14 protein-coding genes and 1 other RNA gene are annotated in these 19,021 nt (G+C 69.7%); 11 read left to right on the top strand and 4 right to left on the bottom strand.

Translation table 11 applies throughout. The annotated features are described in order from the left end of the window. Positions 1-2 precede the first annotated feature (2 nt). The 4 genes from OPU70_RS14675 to trhO are packed head-to-tail and all read left to right on the top strand — an operon-like array spanning position 3 to position 3,123. On the top strand, positions 3-719 hold the full coding sequence (locus OPU70_RS14675; protein WP_079113341.1) for an ATP-binding cassette domain-containing protein: 717 nt from the start codon (positions 3-5) through the stop codon (positions 717-719). After that, positions 716-1,444, top strand: a complete 729-nt coding sequence (locus OPU70_RS14670) for an ABC transporter permease (protein ID WP_498558112.1) — start codon at positions 716-718, stop codon at positions 1,442-1,444. The genes OPU70_RS14675 and OPU70_RS14670 overlap by 4 nt, the downstream gene beginning before the upstream one ends. Beyond that, positions 1,441-2,175, top strand: coding sequence for a hypothetical protein (locus OPU70_RS14665; protein WP_498558111.1), 735 nt, complete (start codon positions 1,441-1,443; stop codon positions 2,173-2,175). Before OPU70_RS14670 ends, OPU70_RS14665 begins: the two co-directional genes overlap by 4 nt. A gap of 57 nt (positions 2,176-2,232) precedes the next feature. Beyond that, the gene (gene trhO / locus OPU70_RS14660; RefSeq protein WP_042539616.1) at positions 2,233-3,123 is read left to right on the top strand and encodes an oxygen-dependent tRNA uridine(34) hydroxylase TrhO; all 891 of its coding nucleotides are present in this window, start codon (positions 2,233-2,235) and stop codon (positions 3,121-3,123) included. 40 nt (positions 3,124-3,163) lie between these two features. Here trhO and OPU70_RS14655 read toward each other — a convergent pair whose 3' ends face one another. From OPU70_RS14655 to OPU70_RS14640, 4 genes are all read right to left on the bottom strand, one after another. Next, positions 3,164-5,419: a transglutaminase TgpA family protein gene (locus OPU70_RS14655; protein WP_498558110.1), complete on the bottom strand. Its 2,256-nt coding sequence runs from the start codon at positions 5,417-5,419 to the stop codon at positions 3,164-3,166. Continuing rightward, positions 5,406-6,617 (bottom strand): DUF58 domain-containing protein, encoded by a 1,212-nt coding sequence (locus OPU70_RS14650; RefSeq protein ID WP_042539620.1) that lies wholly within the window; start codon positions 6,615-6,617, stop codon positions 5,406-5,408. The genes OPU70_RS14655 and OPU70_RS14650 overlap by 14 nt, the downstream gene beginning before the upstream one ends. A gap of 13 nt (positions 6,618-6,630) precedes the next feature. Beyond that, complete coding sequence (locus OPU70_RS14645) at positions 6,631-7,620, bottom strand: AAA family ATPase (protein ID WP_042539622.1); 990 nt, start codon at positions 7,618-7,620, stop codon at positions 6,631-6,633. Positions 7,621-7,738: 118 nt separating this feature from the next. Continuing rightward, positions 7,739-10,642 carry a hypothetical protein gene (locus OPU70_RS14640; RefSeq protein WP_498558109.1) on the bottom strand — a complete coding sequence of 968 codons (2,904 nt, stop codon included), beginning with the start codon at positions 10,640-10,642 and terminating at the stop codon, positions 7,739-7,741. A 50-nt stretch (positions 10,643-10,692) separates the two neighbouring features. Here OPU70_RS14640 and ffs point away from each other — a divergent pair. From ffs to OPU70_RS14605, 7 genes are all read left to right on the top strand, one after another. After that, an RNA gene (gene ffs, locus OPU70_RS14635) (signal recognition particle sRNA small type) lies at positions 10,693-10,789 on the top strand. Between the two features lie 43 nt (positions 10,790-10,832). Beyond that, a complete protein-coding gene (locus OPU70_RS14630) occupies positions 10,833-11,450 on the top strand; it encodes a rhomboid family intramembrane serine protease (RefSeq protein ID WP_498558108.1) in 618 nt (205 codons plus the stop codon). After that, positions 11,447-12,205 (top strand): hypothetical protein, encoded by a 759-nt coding sequence (locus OPU70_RS14625; protein ID WP_498558107.1) that lies wholly within the window; start codon positions 11,447-11,449, stop codon positions 12,203-12,205. Before OPU70_RS14630 ends, OPU70_RS14625 begins: the two co-directional genes overlap by 4 nt. 60 nt (positions 12,206-12,265) lie before the next feature. Further along, the gene (gene pta / locus OPU70_RS14620; protein ID WP_498558106.1) at positions 12,266-14,389 is read left to right on the top strand and encodes a phosphate acetyltransferase; all 2,124 of its coding nucleotides are present in this window, start codon (positions 12,266-12,268) and stop codon (positions 14,387-14,389) included. Then, positions 14,386-15,606 carry an acetate/propionate family kinase gene (locus OPU70_RS14615; protein ID WP_498558105.1) on the top strand — a complete coding sequence of 407 codons (1,221 nt, stop codon included), beginning with the start codon at positions 14,386-14,388 and terminating at the stop codon, positions 15,604-15,606. The genes pta and OPU70_RS14615 overlap by 4 nt, the downstream gene beginning before the upstream one ends. A gap of 105 nt (positions 15,607-15,711) precedes the next feature. Next, positions 15,712-16,518 (top strand): HAD family hydrolase, encoded by an 807-nt coding sequence (locus OPU70_RS14610; RefSeq protein ID WP_079113333.1) that lies wholly within the window; start codon positions 15,712-15,714, stop codon positions 16,516-16,518. After that, positions 16,515-19,019, top strand: coding sequence for a glycoside hydrolase family 65 protein (locus OPU70_RS14605; RefSeq protein WP_498558104.1), 2,505 nt, complete (start codon positions 16,515-16,517; stop codon positions 19,017-19,019). Before OPU70_RS14610 ends, OPU70_RS14605 begins: the two co-directional genes overlap by 4 nt. Positions 19,020-19,021: the final 2 nt, after the last annotated feature.

Genomic DNA, 19,021 nt, shown 5'->3' with positions numbered 1-19,021 from the left:
GCATGAACGATCACGCGATCGAGGTTCGAGGACTCACGAAGAAGTACGGAGATCGGGCCGCAGTCGAAGAGCTGTCGTTCGCCGTGCCGTACGGGTCGATCGTGGGTCTTCTGGGGCCGAACGGCGCAGGCAAATCGACGACGCTGCGAACGATCGTCGGCCTGCTGAGGCCGACGATGGGCGACAGCCTCATCGACGGCAGGCCGTTCTCGGAGCTCGACAACCCCGCGTCTCACGTCGGCGTCCACATGGACGGCTTCGGATTCGAGGGCGGCATCACGGCCAGGCGGCATCTGGAGATCTGCCGGCTCGCGGCCGGGGCGCCTCGTGGCCGAGTCGACGAGGTGCTCGAGGAGGTCGGTCTCGCGGCAGATGCCCGTCGCCGCGTGAAGACCTTCTCGACCGGGATGACCCAGCGACTCGGGCTGGCTGCTGCCCTCATCGGCTCGCCACGGACACTTATCCTGGACGAGCCGGCCAACGGGCTCGATCCCGACGGCATCCGCTGGCTCCGCAGATTCCTGCGCGGCTATTCGGAACGCGGCGGCACCGTCCTGATCGCCAGCCACCAGCTCGCTGAGCTCGAGCAGGTCGTCGACGAGGTCGTCGTCATCAAGCGGCGCGCGCTCTTCGCCGGGAGGCTCGGCGACCTCGTGACGAGCGACGCCGACTCGCTCGAGAGCAAGTACTTCGATCTCGTTGAAGGAGCATCCGCATGAAGGACACCGTCCGAAGCGAAGCCCTGCGCTCGGTGAGCGGGTCGTCCATCCTGGCGGTCTACCTGGTGGCCGTCCTGATGCCCGTCTTCGTGCTGTTCTCGGACGGTTCGCGCTTCGACCTCGCCGGCCTCGATCCCGCGACGGCCACCGCCCGGCTTCTGGAGCCGCTCGCCTGGTCGGCCATCTCCGCGGCGTTCGTCGGCGCCTACGGCGTCACCCGCGAGTGCTACTACGGCTCGATGGACAGAACGCTCACCGGGGTCGGGTTCGCTCGTGCCTTCTCGGGGAAGATCGTCGCCGGTGCCGTCGTCGCTGTCGCGCTGTCGCTCTGCATCTTCGTGGTCTGGACGGTGGGCGTCTCCGTCTTCCTGGCTCGGAACGGATCGACGCTCGCGCTCACCGGCAGCGCGTGGCGCATCTACGCGGGTGCGCTCGTCGGGGTGGTTCTCGGCGCATTCATCGGTGGGGCCATCGGCTGGATCACCAGGAACTACTACGTGACCGCAGCGATCATCCTCGTCCTTCCCATGGTCGTGGAGTTCGGCCTGCTGCGCACTGCACCGGAGCTGGCGAGGTTCTCGCCCGGGCTGGTTCTGGCCGCGCTGGGCGTTCCCGGATACCAGGACCGACTGCTCGAGTTCGGTCCCGCCCTCTGCCTCGCGCTCGCGTGGGCTGTCGTGCTGGTCGCCGCAGCATGGGGCATGGGGCGAAGGAAGGTCGCGTGATCGGCCGGGCCCTCCGAGCTCACGCCCGCGGCTTCGCGCGCGATGTCGTGCTGTTCTGGGTGACGGTGGCAGGGCTCGTGCTGTCGCTTTCGGTGGCGACGAACATCCCGCCGGAACTCGCGGATGCACCGTCTGACGTCCGAGCCGCTTTCGCGGCGCCGTACGAAGCGGTGCTCGCGACCTATGGAGCAGTTCTCGCGGCCGCCTACGGTTCTTTCCGATACACCGTCGACAGGAGAGACGGTGTCGTCGCTCAGCGTCTGATGCTGCAGCCTCGGTGGGCGACTCTTCTCGTCAGGATGCCTGCCTCCGCCGTCGGCGGAGCGATCGTCGCTCTCGCTGGAGCCGTCGGCGGACACGCAGCGCTGTCGGTGGCCATGGGTGGTCTCCCGCTGGAGTGGTCCTCGCTCGGATCGACCCTGAGTCTCGGCGCACTGGCCGGACTCTGGGGGTTGGGGGTGGGAATCGTCGTGCAGGCCCATCTCGTCGCGCTGTTCGTTGCTCCGATGTCCATGAGCGTGGCGGTTCTCGTGGTGATCTTCTGGAGATCCGGCGCTGTCTACCTCCCTCTCCTCGCGATGCTCGAAGCCTTGCGGTTCGATGTCTCCGCGCTCGGCATCCCGCCGGACGAGGGGATCGACAGCCAGACGGCTGGGCTGGTGACGGCCGCCTGGGTGCTGGGGGCGCTGGTCGCTGCGGGGCTGTCGTTCATGAACCGCGATGTGAAGTAGCAGTCTCAAGCCGCCCTGCGCGGGCGGGCGGTCAGGTGGCCGACGTAAAATCGCCGGGTGGCAACACCCAAGATCGTTCTCTTCTATGTCTTCACCCCGCTCGCCGATCCGGACGCGATCCGGGTGTGGCAGCGCGACCTCGGCGAAGCGCTCGGGCTGCGTGGCCGGCTCCTGATCTCGAAGGACGGAGTCAACGGCACTCTCGGCGGTGACCTGCCGGCGCTCAAGAAATGGGCGCGTTCGTTCCGGTCCTACGCTCCGTTCTCGGACGCGGACATCAAGTGGAGCGAGGGCACCGGCGTCGACGCCGATGGTCGCAGTCTCGACTTTCCCAAGCTGAGCGTCAAAGTGCGCGACGAGATCGTGTCATTCGGAGCGCCGGGCGAGCTGCGCGTCGATGAGCAGGGCGTCGTCGGCGGCGGCACCCGACTCACCCCCGAGGAATTGCACGACCTGGTGGGCGAGCGGGGCGACGACGTCGTCTTCTTCGACGGCCGCAACGCGCTCGAAGCGCAGATCGGCCGCTTCCGGGGAGCCGTCGTTCCCGACACGGAGACCACACGCGACTTCGTGCAGCTGCTCGACTCCGGCGCTTTCGACGACCTCAAGGGCAAGCCGGTCGTCACCTACTGCACAGGCGGCATCCGCTGTGAGGTGCTCTCCAGCCTGATGACCGCGCGCGGATTCGGCGAGGTGTACCAGCTCGAAGGCGGCATCGTCCGCTACGGCGAGCAGTACGGCGACGACGGCCTGTGGGAGGGCTCGCTCTACGTGTTCGACAAGCGCGGATCCGTCGACTTCACGGATCACGCGGCCGTCATCGGCGAGTGCGCCGGCTGCGGCACGGCGACCAAGCGCACGGCGAACTGCCCCGATCTCGCGTGCCGCACCCAGTTCGTGGTCTGCGAATCGTGCGACACCGTGCGCTGCGACCTGCACGCGGCCTGATCTCATCGCGTGCGCCCTCGTCGGGCCGCGACGCGCGAGCTCAGGTGAGCAGCGGCACGTCGGTGCGTCGGCTCGCGAAGAGCGATCGCGGAAGCAGGAACGCGTGCAGTCTCGTCCACCTGTCGACACTGCGGCGCAGCTGAGCCGTCACCTCGACGAGAGCCGCGTCGAGATCTCGCATCGCGCTCGCCGAGGGGCGCGCGTAGCTGGCGTGCTCGACCGCTTCGACGAGCACCCGCATGGCGTAGGCATCCACCCGGCTGTCCCTGATGAGATCGTCGCCGCGCATGCGCGGCGTCTCGGCATCCGACAGCGGCAGGCGGAGATCCTGCATCGTCGCCCGGAGTTCGGTCCAGGCCGTCCCTGCGTCACCGCCTCGTGCGCGTCCGCGCCGGGCGATGCGCAGTGCGAGACGAGCGAATGCGGGCAGCAGCAGCACCACCAGCACGCCGAGCGTCGTCAGCACGACAGGGGTCGGGTCCAGTCGCCGGAGCTCTCCGGTCGCGCCGGCGTTGTCGCCCGCGTCTTCACGCTCGAGCTCGGGCCCCGACGTCTGCTCGGTGCTGGGGGCGGCGGTCGGAGCCGGTGTGGCAGCACCGCCCGAACCGCCGCCTGCGGTCGCCGCGGCGGAGAAGGACGTGGGCACCCCGAGAGAGGCGGTCGGCTCGAAGGGCACCCATCCGACGCCGGGGAAGAGGACCTCGGGCCACGAGTGCAGCTGGTCGCTGGAGACCGAGTACACGGCTTCGTCGCCGCGCGTGGTCTCGGTCAGGGCGCCGGGCAGGTAGCCGACGACGATGCGCACCTCCATGTCGAGGCTCTCCGCCATGAGCGCGAACGCGCCGGCGAAGTGGATGCAGTACCCCGACTTCACATCGAGGAACCGCGCGACCGCGTCCGCGCCGGTGCCGTCGAAACCCTCATCGACCGGGGTCTCCAGGGAGTAGGAGAACTGACTGCGGAACCACGACTGCAACGCGATCAGCCGGTCGTAGTCGTTCGTGGCGTCAGCGGTGACGCCTGCCGCCGTCTCGCCGATGACCTCAGGCAGCTCGACGGGCTCCGTGCCGGGATCGACGATCGGTGCAGCGGCGGGCAGCGCGCGAATCTGCTCGAGAGTCGGCGACACCTCGAGCGACCGCACCGTGTAGTCGTTGCCCACGGCATCCGCGCTGCGAGATGCCAGAGTTCGGTTCTCCGGGCTCACCCTCCAGGTCGAGGGGAGACCCTGCACGCTCGTGGCGGGGTAGGGCACCGGAAGCCAGGAACTCGACATCCGGATCACCCTGATGGAGGTGTTCTGGTCGGTGGTCGCGATGTCGTCCGTCCACTCGGCGGGGCCGAACCCCTCGCTCTGCGCCTGCAGGTCGCCGCGATCCGGCTCCCACACACGTCCGTTGAACGTCGACAGCGTCGTGAGTCGCAGGTAGGGCGCCGTGTCCGCCGTCGTCGCCAACGTGAGCACCTCGACCGGGTTCGGCTGGCGCAGGTCATCGCCGAGCCGCAGTGACGCATCGACCGTGACGCCCGTGCCTGTGCCCGCGAGGCTTGCCGACACTGGCAGGACCGGTGCGACGATCACGGTCGCCGCGAGCGCCGCGACGCCGACGCCCGCGGCCATCGCCACCGATGTGCGTCGGGGCGATTCGGGGTTCTGAGCCGCCGTGTACCCCAGCAGGGCGAGGATCAGGATGCCGAGAATCACGAACCAGACGACGTTGACTCCGCCGAGGGTGACGATCATCGGCACGGATCCGACGACGGCCGTGAGAAGGCTGGCGAGGATCGCTCCGCGCTGCGCGACCAGCTGGTCGAGCAGGATGGCGACGATGCCGAAGCCCACGCCCATCACGGCTTCGAGTCCGGGGGAGGCGGCGATCGGCGCAGAGCCGAACGTGATCTCCTCCCACGCCGCGGCCGCGAGCGCCTGGAATGTGAACAAGGTCGCGTCGGTGGGGATGAGGCCGAACACCGCGGTGTCGCCGGCGACGAGCAGGGTCACGGTGCCCATCACCGCCAGGATCTGCACGGCGATGGTGACGAGGTCGCGCGCCCAGGTCGGACGGCCGCGCATCAGAGTGCGCGACGCCATGCCGGTGAGCGCGGTGACGACGACCACCGCCAGGACCGCGAACGACCACGTGCCGGGCTCGATGACCGACGTGAACGGCCACATCGCGACGAGCCCGGCGGCCGCGGCCAGCACCGACGGCACGACCGTGCCGGCGGGCAGCTCGTGTTCGCGGTGCCACGACAGGCGGGATCCGCGCTCGGCCTTTCGCTCAGCTCGTGACATCGGTCGCTCCCCGCTGCTCGGCGGGGCCGCCGATGCGGTCGGGCAGCACGTCTTCCCACGCCTCTGCGACATCGTCGCCCAGTCGCGCGAAACGCCAGCCGTGCTGCTCGGCTGCCGCTGCGGCACCGCGCTGCGGCGCGGTCGCGAACAGCATCGGGGCCGCGGCACCGGAGGGACGCAGCAGGGCGGCATCCTCTTCGTCGATCTCGCCCGTGATGTAGACGAGCGGGCCCGGAGGGGTGCCGCCGACCAGGGTCATGATGTCGCGTGCGTCCCCGCGCGGGCCGACCAGCGCGAGGGCGACGAGCAGACCGTCGCGGTCGTCTTCGTGACCGCGCAGGGTGCCCAGGAGCGTGCCGCTGCTGTCGATCACGTCGACGCCGTATCCCTCCTGCACGAGGTGCACGGCGACGGAGGCGCACATCGACACGGCGGTCTCGAACGCTCGATCCTCGTCGTCGCCCGGGCGCGCCCAGCGCGCCGCGCTTCGGTCAAGGATCACGAGCGCGTCGGGGCTCGACTCCTCCTCTTCCTGGCGCACCATCAGCTGCCCGCGGTGCGCGGTCGCCCTCCAATGGATGCGACGCATCGAGTCGCCGGGAATGTAGCGGCGCGGCGACAGATTGTCGCTGCCCTGCCCGAGTCGGCTCGACGAGGTGTGCGCTGTGCCGCCGGCGGCGCCGACCTTGACGGTCAGCGGCGCGAGTGTGAACACCTCGGGCACGACCGTCACGGAGCGGGTCTCGCCGAACGCCTGCTCGCGCTGGGCGAGGCCGAACGGGTCGACCGTTCGCAGCACCAGTGGACCGATCGGCCATACACCGCGCCGCACACCGGTGATCAGGTAGCTCAGCTGGCCGGTCTCCGACGGGTACTCGCCGGCCGAATCGCCGGTGACCGCGGGCGGGAGCACATCGCGCCACAGACCTCGAGGCACGCGCAGGGCGCGCAGAGTGAAGCGCAGCGTGACGCGAGAGGTCTCCGAGACCGTCAGCAGGTCGGTCGAGATCTGACGAGTGACCGTGCCCGCACGGCGCGGCACCCGCACGACGAGCACCGAGAAGGCGGTGAGCGCGAGCAGGAGGACGCCGATGTAGAGCAGGATCGGCGCGCCGACCATGTTCGCCGCTATCAGGCAGCCGAGACCGGAGAGGAGCGCACCCGTGCCCCGAAGGGTGAGGGTTCGACGGTGTGGCATGGCGAGCTGAGGGTCAGGAGCGCGCCGTCACGGGCACCCGCACGCGCTCGACGATCTGTCGCAGGGCCGCTTCTACCGGCTGGGCGCCCGCACGGTGCGCCCCGCGGGCCGGAAGAAGACGGTGCGCGAGAACAGGGACGATCAGCGCCGTCACGTCGTCGGGGATCACGAAGTCGCGTCCATCGAGCGCCGCCCAGACCTTCGCGGCTCGGATCAGCTGCAGGGTCGCCCTCGGACTCGCGCCGAGGTGCAGGTTGGGGTCGGCGCGGGTCGCCTGGGCGAGAGCGACCGTGTACTCCTCGAGCGCCGGGGCGACGTGCACCGAGCGAGCCCAGGCGATCAGCCCCGAGACCGACCCCGCGTTCGCGACGGCTCGCACCGCGGCGAGCGGGTTCACCGTGTCGCGCTGGCGGAGCATGAGGGCTTCGGCCGCCGCGTCGGGGTAGCCCATCGAGATGCGCATCATGAAGCGGTCGCGTTGAGCTTCGGGCAGCGCGTAGGTGCCCTCCATCTCGAGAGGATTCTGGGTCGCCACGACCAGGAAGGGGTTGGGAAGCATGTGCGTCGATCCGTCGACGGTCACTTGCCCCTCTTCCATGGCTTCGAGCAGCGCGGACTGCGTCTTCGGAGAAGAGCGGTTGATCTCGTCGGCGATCACGATGTGCGCGAACACCGCGCCGCGCTTGAACTCGAACTCCCGGTCGACGGGGTTGTAGACGCTCACGCCCGTCACATCACCGGGGAGGAGGTCGGGGGTGAACTGGATGCGGCGCACAGTGGCATCCACGCTCGCGGCCAGCGCGCGCGCCAGCACCGTCTTGCCGACTCCCGGTACGTCTTCGATCAGCAGGTGGCCCTCTGCGAGCAGGCACACGAGAGCGCTCCGCACGGCATCCGGCTTTCCGTCGATGACCCGTCCGACAGACTCGACGATGGCAGACGTCTGCGCGGCGAACTGCTCGGCATCGACGACGGCCGGGGTCAGGGGCGGATTCTCTGGCATGCGTTCCCTCTCGCGTGGGCGCTGCGGTGCGCGTGATCTGATCGTAACCCGGCTGTCTACGGATGGGGTGGGAACCGTGCTCCGGGTCCGGGGCGGGGTGCGGTCCGCGACGCGACCGTCAGCCCCAGACGCGGGCGCGGGGCTCCGCGGCGTCCAGCCGATCGTCGGCGCTGCGGGCGACCCGCAGCAGTGCGAGCCCCTCGACTCCGGTGAGCTCGTGCAGCGTGCAGGTGCCGATCAGCGCCTGCCAGTGCCCGCGGAAGCGTTCGGCGTCACCGCGACGGCGAGCGATCAGCCGAGGCACCGCCAGCAGAGTGCGTCCGGGCGAGAGGCGATCGGCGAGCCGCTCGAGCAACCGCAGCCGAGGCAGGCCGGCGGCGTCGATGCGCAGCAGGAAACGCGGAGTGCGCACCGGCGCGAACAGCTCCTCCACGGCATCTGCGATCACGCGCGCGTCGTGGGCTGAGCCTCCCAGTTCGATGCGGATCCGGGTCGGATCCGCGTCGTCCGGTCGTGCCACGATCATGGCGTCGTCGACGGGGCCGATCCGGTCCGCGTCGCGCAGGGTGCGGGCGACGGCGATCGCTGCCGCCCGGTAGATCCCGGCGGGCCGCCGACGGTCGCGCAGCAGCCGGGCGAGCATCCGCAGCGATGAGACGGCGGCAGCGGCGGCGCCACCGCCGAGCGCGAGCGCGGCCCACAGCAGCGGGGCGACATCGACTCCCGACGCGATGAGCCCGCCGACGAGCCCGCCGACTCCGGCCGTTCCGGCGATGAAGGATCCCACCGCGCCGGCACCCGCTGCCTGCGCAGTGCGCAGCAGCGGTGCGCGCGGGGCGCGACGCACCGCCACGACCTCGCGTTCGCGCGGTTCATATCGCTCGCCGATCCGCCACTCGCTCCTGGTGCTGCTCCGGGTCGGCCACCGTTCGCGCAGCAGCGCGTCGAGATCGCCGATGGAGGTGGACGTGTCCTTGTCGAGTACTCGCTCCCATGCCTCGGAGACCGCGGTGGGCAGCGCGTGGCCGAGTCCGCTCACGATCCGACCGTCGCCGTCGGCGCTCAGACCCCACAGGTGCGAATGACGGCGGCGCAGTCGAGCCGGTTCAGACGAGTCGTCGAGGTCGACATCCGAGGGGATCAGGCAGACGACCGACCAGTTGTGCGCGACCTTCTCCGGCCAGTCCGGATCCATCCGCAGGGTGCGGCCCCGAAGCTGCTGTGTGCCCGATGAGGTGGCCACGGTCGTGAGGTCGATCAGGGTGTTGACGGCCGGGCAGTCCCAGCCTTCGCCCAGAAGTCCGCGGGTGCCGACGAGCAGCCGCACGTCGCCTCGGCGGATCAGTTCCGACACCGCGCCGACGAGACGTCCGCTTCCGACGCCCCGCACCTCGAGGTCGCGCACGGGCCCGATGCCCGCGGCGACCTCGACGGGTTCGCCGATCAGCTCGGCCAGCGCCCGGGCGAGGTCGACCGCATCGTCGGCGCGGACGCGCAGGTGCCCGGAGGTGAGCAGCACGGGCCGGAGCGCCGCGGTGGCGTCGTCGACGGCGAGCAGATCGAACGTGCGCAGTGCCCCGGCCGGAGCGTCGCCGGACAGCCCTCGGTTGTTGCCGTGCTCGACGAAGTCGGTGACGACGACGGCGCGGACGCGGTCGCCGTCGTCGCCGTCGAGCTCTCGGCGGAGGATCTCGACGGCCGCATGATCCTTCGCCGCCGAGAATGCCAGGGTGCTCTCGACCGGGTTGCGGCCGCGACGGATACCGCGGTCGGTGAGGGAATAGCCGAAGTCGGCCAGAGAGCGTCGGACGTACTCCCACTGTCGCGCGGCGGCGGGGTCCGACAGCAGTCGCACCTGGGCGAAGCGCGAGAGCACCGTGAGCAGGTCGTCGGTGGTGCAGCGCTCGAGCAGCACCGGCGGGATCGCGGCGACGAGCGGATGCCGCGGCGCGACCTCGCGCAGCACGACAGCGCAGGATCGTGTGAGGGGGAAGTCTGCAGAGAACGCACGGTCGAGGCGTGTGAGCGGCGTTCCCTCGCCGTCGGAGTCCTCTGCCGGTTGCAGCTGATGCTCGAGGTACGACACCGCGTCGGGCGTCGACAGCACCCGCGTGATCATCTCGTGCAGCAGGGCCTCGTGACGACGGAGGAATCCGGCCTCCGCGGGCGTGGGCTCGGTGAACATCACGTGGTCGCGATAGGGGGCCAGATGGCCCTCTTTCACCACGGCGGGGGTCGGCACCTCGTAGTCGACCTCGCCGAGCAGCTGGCTGTAGTTCTCGAACTCGGTCTCGTCGTCGGGAGAGGGAAGGGTCGCGGTCAGGCCGATCAGCAGCGGTCCGACGCCGCTCTCGCGGATGCGACCGGCGAGGTACGCGACCACGATGGCCCAGTGATCGAGAAGGTGATGGCATTCGTCGAGCACGACCGTGCGCACACCCGCGGCCACGAGACGATCGATCAGGGCGACGGCGTTCGGATGCAGCACGCGGGCGAGGTCGGCGGGCCGTCGCCTCGCGAAGTGCGAGCGCAGCCGCCGGGAGCGGGTGCGGATGCCGGAGCGGTACCTCCCCGGGTTGTCGATCGCCAGTTCGGCGAGCCACGTCGCCGCGTCCGCCTCCACGCGCCCGCTCGCCGTGAGCTCCTCCACCCACACCGAGCGCGCGAGGTCGTCGAACGGCGAGCCGTCTCCGGTCACGCTGAGCAGCTGATAGGTCAGTGCCGTCAGATCGCCGATCCGCGCGGGGTCGTCCGAGACGGCCGCGGCCTGCGGTGCCAGCGCCCCAGCGGTGCGCACCCACTGCTGGCGGATCGTCACCGTCGGCGAGAGCACGAGGGTGCGATGGCCTTCGCGTGCGGCGAGCAGCAGGCCGAGCAGGGTCTTCCCGGAGCCGGGCGGGGCGACGATGTGCAGCGGACCCGCTCCTCCCGGTGCGAGACGCTCGAGGACCTCGGCCTGGTAGGTGCGAAGTGTGCCCGGAAAGCGCCACGTCGACAGGGGAGTGGCGGTGACGGGATCCATGACCTGCCCAGTCTGTCAAAGAGCGGGTGCCGACATCGGCTAGACTTGTCGACGGCTCTCCGCGTGGCGGCATCCAGGCCAATTCCCCCAGGGCGGAAACGCAGCAAGGGTAACCGGGCTCTGCTGGGTGCGCGGAGGGTCACTTTCTTTTTGTCAGCGTCCTCCGGGCCAGTCCTGACAGGATCGTGACGTGACAAGGCCAGATGTGATCAGCACCGCCGATTCCCCGCGCTCCAGTGCTCTCGGTCGTTTCGCAGCGCCTCTTCTGCTCGTCGCCCTGATGTGGGCTGTACAGCTCGTCGACGCGGTCCTCCCCGGCTCTTTCACGGGCTTCGGGCTCCGGTCGTGGGATCTCTCGGGCCTCGGCGGCATCGTCGTCGGTCCTCTTCTGCACGCGGATTGGGCGCACCTGATCGGCAACACCGTGCCGCTTCTCGTGCTCGGCTGCCTCGTCGCCGTCGAGGGCGCACGCCGGTTCTGGACCGTCACCGCGTTCGCCGCCGTGATCGGCGGCCTCGGCACGTGGCTCGTGAACTCCCCGGGGGCGTTGACGGTCGGGGCGTCGGGCCTCGTCTTCGGATACTTCGGATACACCGTGATGCGGGTCGTCGCGCCGGGAAGAGTGGCACACCGCGTTCTCTACGCGATCGTCGCGCTCATCGTCATCGGTCTCTACGGCGGATCCATGCTCGCGGGCGTCGTCGGCGTGCGCGAGGGCATCTCGTGGCAGGCGCATCTGTTCGGCGCGATCGGCGGCGGCCTCGCCGCGTTCGTCGGCAGAGGCAGCACCACGACCCGAGGCTCATGAGCACGACCAGGAGCACCCGAGGAGCCGCGACTCGCAAGAAGCCGGCCGGAAAGAAGCCGACCGGAAAGAAGCCGGCCGGCGGAAAGCCGACAGCCAGGAAGTCGGCGAGAGGGAAGGCGCCGACCCGTCTGAGCTCGCGCACGCGTCGTGCGTCGCCGCGTCGTCGAGCGCAGCAGCGGATGCGCCGAGGGAAGCTGCTGCGTCGCATCGCGGTGTCCGTCGCGGCCGTGATCGTCGTCGCGCTCGCCGCGGTGCTGATCCCGCTGGGGCTCGCTCACGAGAAACCGCTGGCGATCTGCATCACCGATCCGACCACGTTCCCCGAGTCTGGCGTGGCGGGGTGGCAGGGCGAGCAGCTCGAGAATGCCGCGACCATCATGCAGACGGCGACCGCGCTCGGCTTCGGTCGCGACGGTCAGATCCTCGGGGTGATGACGGCGATGGGGGAGAGCAGCCTGAACAACATCGACTACGGAGACTGGGAGACGATCGGGTTCACCAACCCCGACGGCAGCCGAACGACGAGCATCGGACTCTTCCAGCAGCAGCACTGGTGGGGGTCGGCAGAGCAGCGCATGGACCCGGCGACCGCCGCAACGCTGTTCTACGAACGTCTCGCGAGGGTGCCCGACTGGCAGTCGATGGATCCGTCCCTCGCGATCCATCGGGTGCAGATCAACGTCGACCCCACCTACTACACGCGCTACGCGTCGGATGCCACGGCTGTGGTCGACGCTCTCTCCACGCCCTGCTGAGCGTTTTCGCACGGCTGTCAACCCAGCGAGATCATGAGGTCGTGCACCTAGGGTGGAGCTGTGGCGCAGAGCATATACATCACCTCGGCCGAAGGCCATACAGGCAAGTCGACCATCGCCCTCGGTGTGCTCGATGCGCTCATGCGCGTCACGCCCCGGGTCGGCGTCTTCCGTCCGATAGCGCGGTCGGTCACCGAGCGCGACGACGTGCTCGAGCTGCTGCTCGCGCACGACGGAGTGCACCTCGACTACGAGGACTGCATCGGCGTGACCTACGACGATGTGCGTGACGATCCCGACGGGGCGCTCTCGACGATCGTCGCTCGGTTCAAGGCCGTCGAGGCGCAGTGCGACGCCGTGGTCATTATCGGCAGCGACTACACCGATGTCGCCAGCCCCGCAGAGCTCGGGTACAACGCCCGGATCGCCGCGAACCTGGCTGCGCCCGTGCTGCTCGTGCTGAGCGGTCGCGATCAGCAGCGTCAGGCAGAGCAGCTGGGAACCACCACCGCCCGCACTCCCGCCGCGGTCGGGCAGATCGGGGCGCTCGCGCTCTCCGAACTCGAGGTCGAGCGCGCCGAGCTGTTCGCGGTGATCGTGAATCGAGCCGACCCCGAGCAGCTCGACGGGATCGAGGAGGCCGTCGCTGCGTTGCGTCCGCAGAAGACCACGCCCGTCTGGGCGATCCCCGAGGACCGTACGCTGGTGGCGCCGTCGATCGACGGCATCCTCGCGGCCGTCGACGGCCGGCTCATCAAGGGCGACCCTGATCGTCTCGGCCGCGAGGCCCTGACGATCGTGGTCGCGGGCATGTCGATGGTCAACGTGCTTCCCCGGCTCACGGAGGAGTCGGTGGTGGTGATCCCCGCCGACCGCACCGAGGTGCTGCTGGCGACGCTGCTCGCCGATGCCTCCGGCACGTTCCCGCGGGTCGCGGGCATCATCCTCAACGGCCCTTTCCCTCTTCCCGAGCCGATCGTGCAGCTGCTCGACGGCTTCACCTCGACCGTGCCGATCATCGCGACGGACCTGGGCACCTACGACACCGCGGTGCGCGTGATGGGAGCGCGGGGTCGCATCTCTCCCGAGTCCCGCGGCCGCTACGATCGCGCGCTGGGGCTCTTCCAGACCCACGTCGACATCGCCGAGCTCACCACCCAGCTGGGGCTCGCCGAGTCGCGCGTCGTGACTCCGCTGATGTTCGAGTACGGACTCATCGAGCGCGCACGCTCCGACCGTCGGCGCATCGTGCTGCCGGAGGGCGATGACGATCGCATCCTCCGCGCGGCCGCCACTCTGCTGGCGCGCGAGGTCGCGGACCTCACGATCCTCGGCGACGAGTCGGCGATCCGGGCGCGCGCCGTCGAGCTCGGCGTCGACATCTCGGCGGCACAGGTGATCAGCCCGACCGATCCCGAGATGGTCGAGCGCTTCGCGACGGAGTATGCGCGGCTGCGCGCGCACAAGGGCATCACGCTGGCACAGGCGGCCGACACCGTCACCGACGTCTCGTACTTCGGAACGATGATGGTGCACCTCGGGCTCGCCGACGGCATGGTCTCGGGCGCCGCCCACACGACAGCACACACCATCCGTCCGTCGTTCGAGATCATCAAGACGAAGCCGGGAGTCACCGTCGTGTCGAGCGTCTTCCTCATGGCGCTCGCCGACCGCGTGCTCGTGTACGGCGACTGCGCGGTGATCCAGGATCCGACCAGCGAGCAGCTGGCCGACATCGCGATCTCGTCTGCGGCGACCGCGCAGCAGTTCGGCATCGAGCCCCGCATCGCGATGCTGTCGTACTCGACCGGCGAATCCGGATCGGGCGCCGACGTCGACAAGGTCCGCGCAGCCACCGCCCTCGTGCACGAGCGCGCCCCGGAGCTGCTCGTCGAGGGACCGATCCAGTACGACGCCGCCGCAGACGCCGCGGTGGCGAAGGCGAAGCTCCCCGACTCCGCGGTGGCCGGCCGCGCGACCGTCTTCGTCTTCCCCGACCTCAACACCGGCAACAACACCTACAAGGCCGTGCAGCGCTCGGCGGGCGCCGTCGCGATCGGCCCGGTGCTGCAAGGGCTCAACAAGCCGATCAACGATCTGTCGCGCGGTGCGCTGGTCGACGACATCGTCAACACCGTGGCGATCACCGCCATCCAGGCGCAGTCCGAAGGAGCGGCGGTGTGAGCGCGATCCTCGTCATCAACAGCGGGTCCTCGTCGCTCAAGTACAGCCTGATCGACATCGAGAACGAGAACGAGCTCGCCGCGGGGCTCATCGAGCGGATCGGTCAGGACCTCAGCGCGGTCCGGCACACGATCCGTCCGGACACCACTGCGGATGCGGTCGTGGCGATGCTCGACGCCTCATACGACTCCGAGCGCCCCGTCGCCGATCACGGCGCGGCCTTCACGGTGATGCTCGAGCAGTTCGCCGAGCATGGTCCGCTGCTCGACGAGCATCCTCCGGTCGCGGTCGGTCACCGCGTGGTGCACGGAGGGGCGCGGTTCTATGCGCCGACGCTCGTGACTCAGAACGTCGAGGAGCAGATCGAGGAGCTCTCGGTGCTCGCCCCGCTGCACAACCCGGCGAACCTGGCCGGGATCGTCGCGGCGAAGGCGGTGTTCTCCGGCGTGCCGCACGTCGCCGTGTTCGACACGGCCTTCCACCAGACCCTCCCTCCGGCCGCCTACACGTACGCGATCGACGCCGAGCTCGCCGCCGAGCACCGGGTGCGTCGATACGGATTCCACGGCACGAGCCACCAGTTCGTGAGCGAATCGGCCGCCGCGTTCCTCGGACGCGACCTCGGCACACTGCGGCAGATCGTCTTCCACCTCGGCAACGGCGCATCGGTGACCGCGATCGACGGTGGACGATCGGTCGAGACGTCGATGGGGCTGACGCCGCTCGAAGGGCTCGTGATGGGAACCCGCTCGGGAGACCTCGACCCCGCGGCGCTGGTGCATCTGTCGCGGAGAGCCGGATATTCGATCGACGATCTCGACGTGCTCCTGAACTCGCGCAGCGGCCTGAAGGGACTCGCGGGGCACAGCGACATGCGCGACATCCTCGCGGGCAGGGATGCCGGAGACGCGGCGTCAACGCTCGCGTTCGACGTCTACATCCACCGCCTGCGCGCCTACGCGGGGTCGTACATCGCCCAGCTCGGCGGGGTCGACGTGATCTCCTTCACCGCGGGGGTCGGCGAGAACGCGGCCGTCGTGCGCGCAGAGGCGATGGCCACGCTCGGATTCGCCGGGGTCGAGATCGATCAGGGGCGCAACACCGCGCGGCAGCGCGGCATCCGACGGATCTCCACCGACGACTCGCGGGTCACCGTGCTCGTCGTGCCCACCGACGAGGAGCTCGAGATCGCGAGACAGACCTCTCGCATGCTCTGATCGACACGCCTCGGGGGTTACCGCCCGGCGCCGGGCCGCACTACGCTTGCACAGTGGCACGGAGAGGTGCCGGAACAACCCCTCGTCCTTCTCCTGGAGGCTCCTGTGCCCGAAGCTCTGCCCGATCCGCTCCGCGCCGAAGGCGTCCTGTTCGACCTCGACGGGGTGCTGACGCCGACCGCCGAGGTGCACATGCGCGCGTGGAAGGTCGTGTTCGACGACGCGTTCGAACGCTGGGGGATCACGCCGGCGTACTCGGACGCTGACTACTTCGACTACGTCGACGGCAAGAAGCGCTATGACGGCGTGGCGAGCCTGCTGCGCAGCCGCAACGTCGAGATCCCCTGGGGAGCGGTCGACGACCCGCCCGAGGCCGAGACGATCTGCGGCATAGGCAATCGCAAGAACGCCGCATTCGCCGAGTCCCTGCGGGGCGAGGGCATCGCACCGTTCCCCGGCTCGCTGGCGCTCGTCGAGAAGCTGCACGCCGCCGGCATCCCGATCGGCGTCGTCTCCAGCTCCAAGAACGCCGAAGAGGTGCTCGCCGCCGCCGGCCTCCGCTCGTTCTTCCGGGTCGTGGTCGACGGTGTCGTCGCAGAACGCGACAACCTCGCCTCGAAGCCCGCCGCCGACATGTTCAGCGCCGGTGCCGCCGCGCTGGGCGTCGATCCCGCCCGCAGCATCGCCGTCGAGGATGCCACCTCGGGAGCGGCCTCCGCGGCCGCCGCCGGGTTCGGGGTCGTCGTCGGCGTCGACCGCGGCACCGGAGCCGACGCGCTGCGCGCCGCCGGTGCCACCGTCGTCGTCAGCGATCTCGACGTGTTCGTCGACGCCGCCGCCGACGAGGGTGCGCGCTCCGATTCAGACTCCGCCGACCAGGACACCCGCTCCGACAACGAGGACCCCGCATGATCGACCGCGACCGCTTCCCCGTCGACCCCTGGCGGCTCATCGAGATGCGATACTCCGAAGACGGAGTGGCCGAGACCCTGTTCGCCGTCGGCAACGGCTACCTCGGGCTCAGGGGCAACCACATCGAGGGTCGTGGTGCCCATGAGCACGGCACCTTCATCAACGGTCTGCACGAGACCTGGCCGATTCGGCACGCCGAGCAGGCGTACGGCTTCGCCGAGGTCGGGCAGACGATCGTCAACGCACCGGATGCCAAGGTCATGCGCGTGTACGTCGACGACGAGCCGATCTCGTTCGACGAGGCCGACGTGCGCGAGTACCGCCGCACGCTCGACATGCGCACCGGCGTGCTCGAGCGCGTCGTGGTGTGGGAGACGCCGTCGGGCAAGCGTGTGCGCATGCGCGACGAGCGCATCGTCAGCTTCGAGGAGCGACACCTCGCCGTGCTCCGTCTCGAGGTCGTCGTCGAGAACGCCGACGCCCCCGTCACCGTCAGCTGCCAGATGATCAACCGCCAGGACGGCGCCGGCGTCTACGCGGGCACCCCCAACCAGGCGAAGGGCGGATTCGATCCGCGCAAGGCCGAGAAGATCGCCGAGCGCGTGCTCGAGCCCGGCGAGTACTGGCAGGACGGACTGCGCTCGGCGCTGTCGTACAGCGTCGCCGACTCCGGAATGACGGTCGCCGTCGTCGCCGATCACATCATCGAGACCGAGAACGACTACACGTCGCGCACGCTGATCGAGGCCGACATCTCGAAGAACGTGTTCCGCGTGCAGGCGAAGGCCGGAGTGCCCATCACGGTCACCAAGCTCGTCAGCTACCACACCTCCCGGGGCGTGCCGGCTCGCGAGCTCGTCGATCGCTGCCGTCGGTCGCTCGACCGCGTCGCCTTCGAGGGCGTCCAGGCGCAGTTCGACCGGCAGGCCGAGTGGCTCGCCGCCTTCTGGGGTCGCAGCGACGTGCAGATCGGCGGGCACGACGACATCCAGCAGGCGACCCGCTGGTGCCTCCTGCAGCTCGCTCAGGCGTCGGCGCGCGCCGACGGAACGGGTGTGCCTGCGAAGGGCGTCTCGGGATCCGGATACAGCGGCCACTACTTCTGGGACACCGAGATCTATGTGCTCCCGTTCCTCACCTACACGTCGCCGCAGTGGGCGCGCAACGCGCTTCGGGCGCGAGTGCTCATGCTGCCTGCAGCCCGCCGAAGGGCCGCGCAGCTCAATGAGGCGGGCGCGCTGTTCCCCTGGCGCACGATCAACGGCGAAGAGGCGTCGGCCTACTACGCGGCCGGCACCGCTCAGTACCACATCAACGCCGACGTCAGCTTCGCGCTCGGCAAGTACGTGCGTGCGACCGGCGACGAGGACTTCCTGCGTCGTGAGGGCATCGACATCGCCATCGAGACGGCTCGCCTGTGGGCCACGCTCGGCTTCTGGCGCACCTCGCGGCTCGTCGCCGACACGAAGGACGACGACGGCATCGAGACCTTCCACATCCACGGTGTGACGGGGCCCGACGAGTACACGACGGTGGTCAACGACAACCTCTACACGAACGTCATGGCACGCTACAACCTGCGCTACGCGGCGAGGGTCGTGCGAGAGGCGCAGGAGGCCGACGGCGAGGAGTTCGCCAGGGTCGTCGAGCGCACCGGGCTCGCCGAGGGCGAGGCGGAGGGATGGGAGCGCGCCGCCGACGCGATGTTCATCCCGTTCAGCGAGCGCCTCGGCATCCACCCGCAGGACTCGCTGTTCCTCGAGCGCGAGGTATGGGATCTGGCCCACACGCCGAAGGAGCAGCGCCCGCTGCTGCTGCACTTCCACCCGCTCGTCATCTACCGGTTCCAGGTGCTGAAGCAGGCGGATGTCGTGCTCGCACTGTTCCTGCAGGGCAACCACTTCACCCCGGAGGAGAAGAAGGCGGACTTCGACTACTACGACCCGCTGACCACCGGTGACTCGACGCTGTCGGCGGTCGTGCAGTCGATCCTCGCCGCCGAGGTCGGCTACCAGGATCTCGCTCTGCAGTACTTCCGCCAGTCGCTCTTCGTCGACCTGCACGACCTGCACCACAACGCGGCAGACGGCGTGCACGTCGCCTCCGCCGGTGGCGTGTGGACGGCTCTCGTGTGCGGCTTCGGCGGCATGCGCGACTACGCCGGCGAGCTCAGCTTCGACCCGCGGCTGCCCGCCGACTGGCCGTCGCTGTCGTACCCGCTGCAGTGGCAGGGATCCGCGTTGCAGATCACGCTCACGACGGACGAGCTGCGCGTCCGCGTGGACAGCGGAGACCCGGTGCCGTTCACGGTGCGCGACGTCGCGTACATCGCCACGACCGATCGCGAGGTCGTCGTGCCGCTCGCGGACCAGGGACCGCTGATCCCCGGCCGCCCGTCGCTGCGGCAGTTCGCGGACGCTCTTCGTGAAGACGGCACGCGCCTGTCGGCATCCGTCCCGGTGATCACGACCGCGATCCCCATCATCGAATCGATCGACTGAGG

It is taken from the genome of Microbacterium sp. SWDP-B6 (assembly GCF_059803615.1).
Note: the sequence above shows the minus strand (reverse complement) of the source record. Positions and strands in the feature narration are given on the sequence as shown.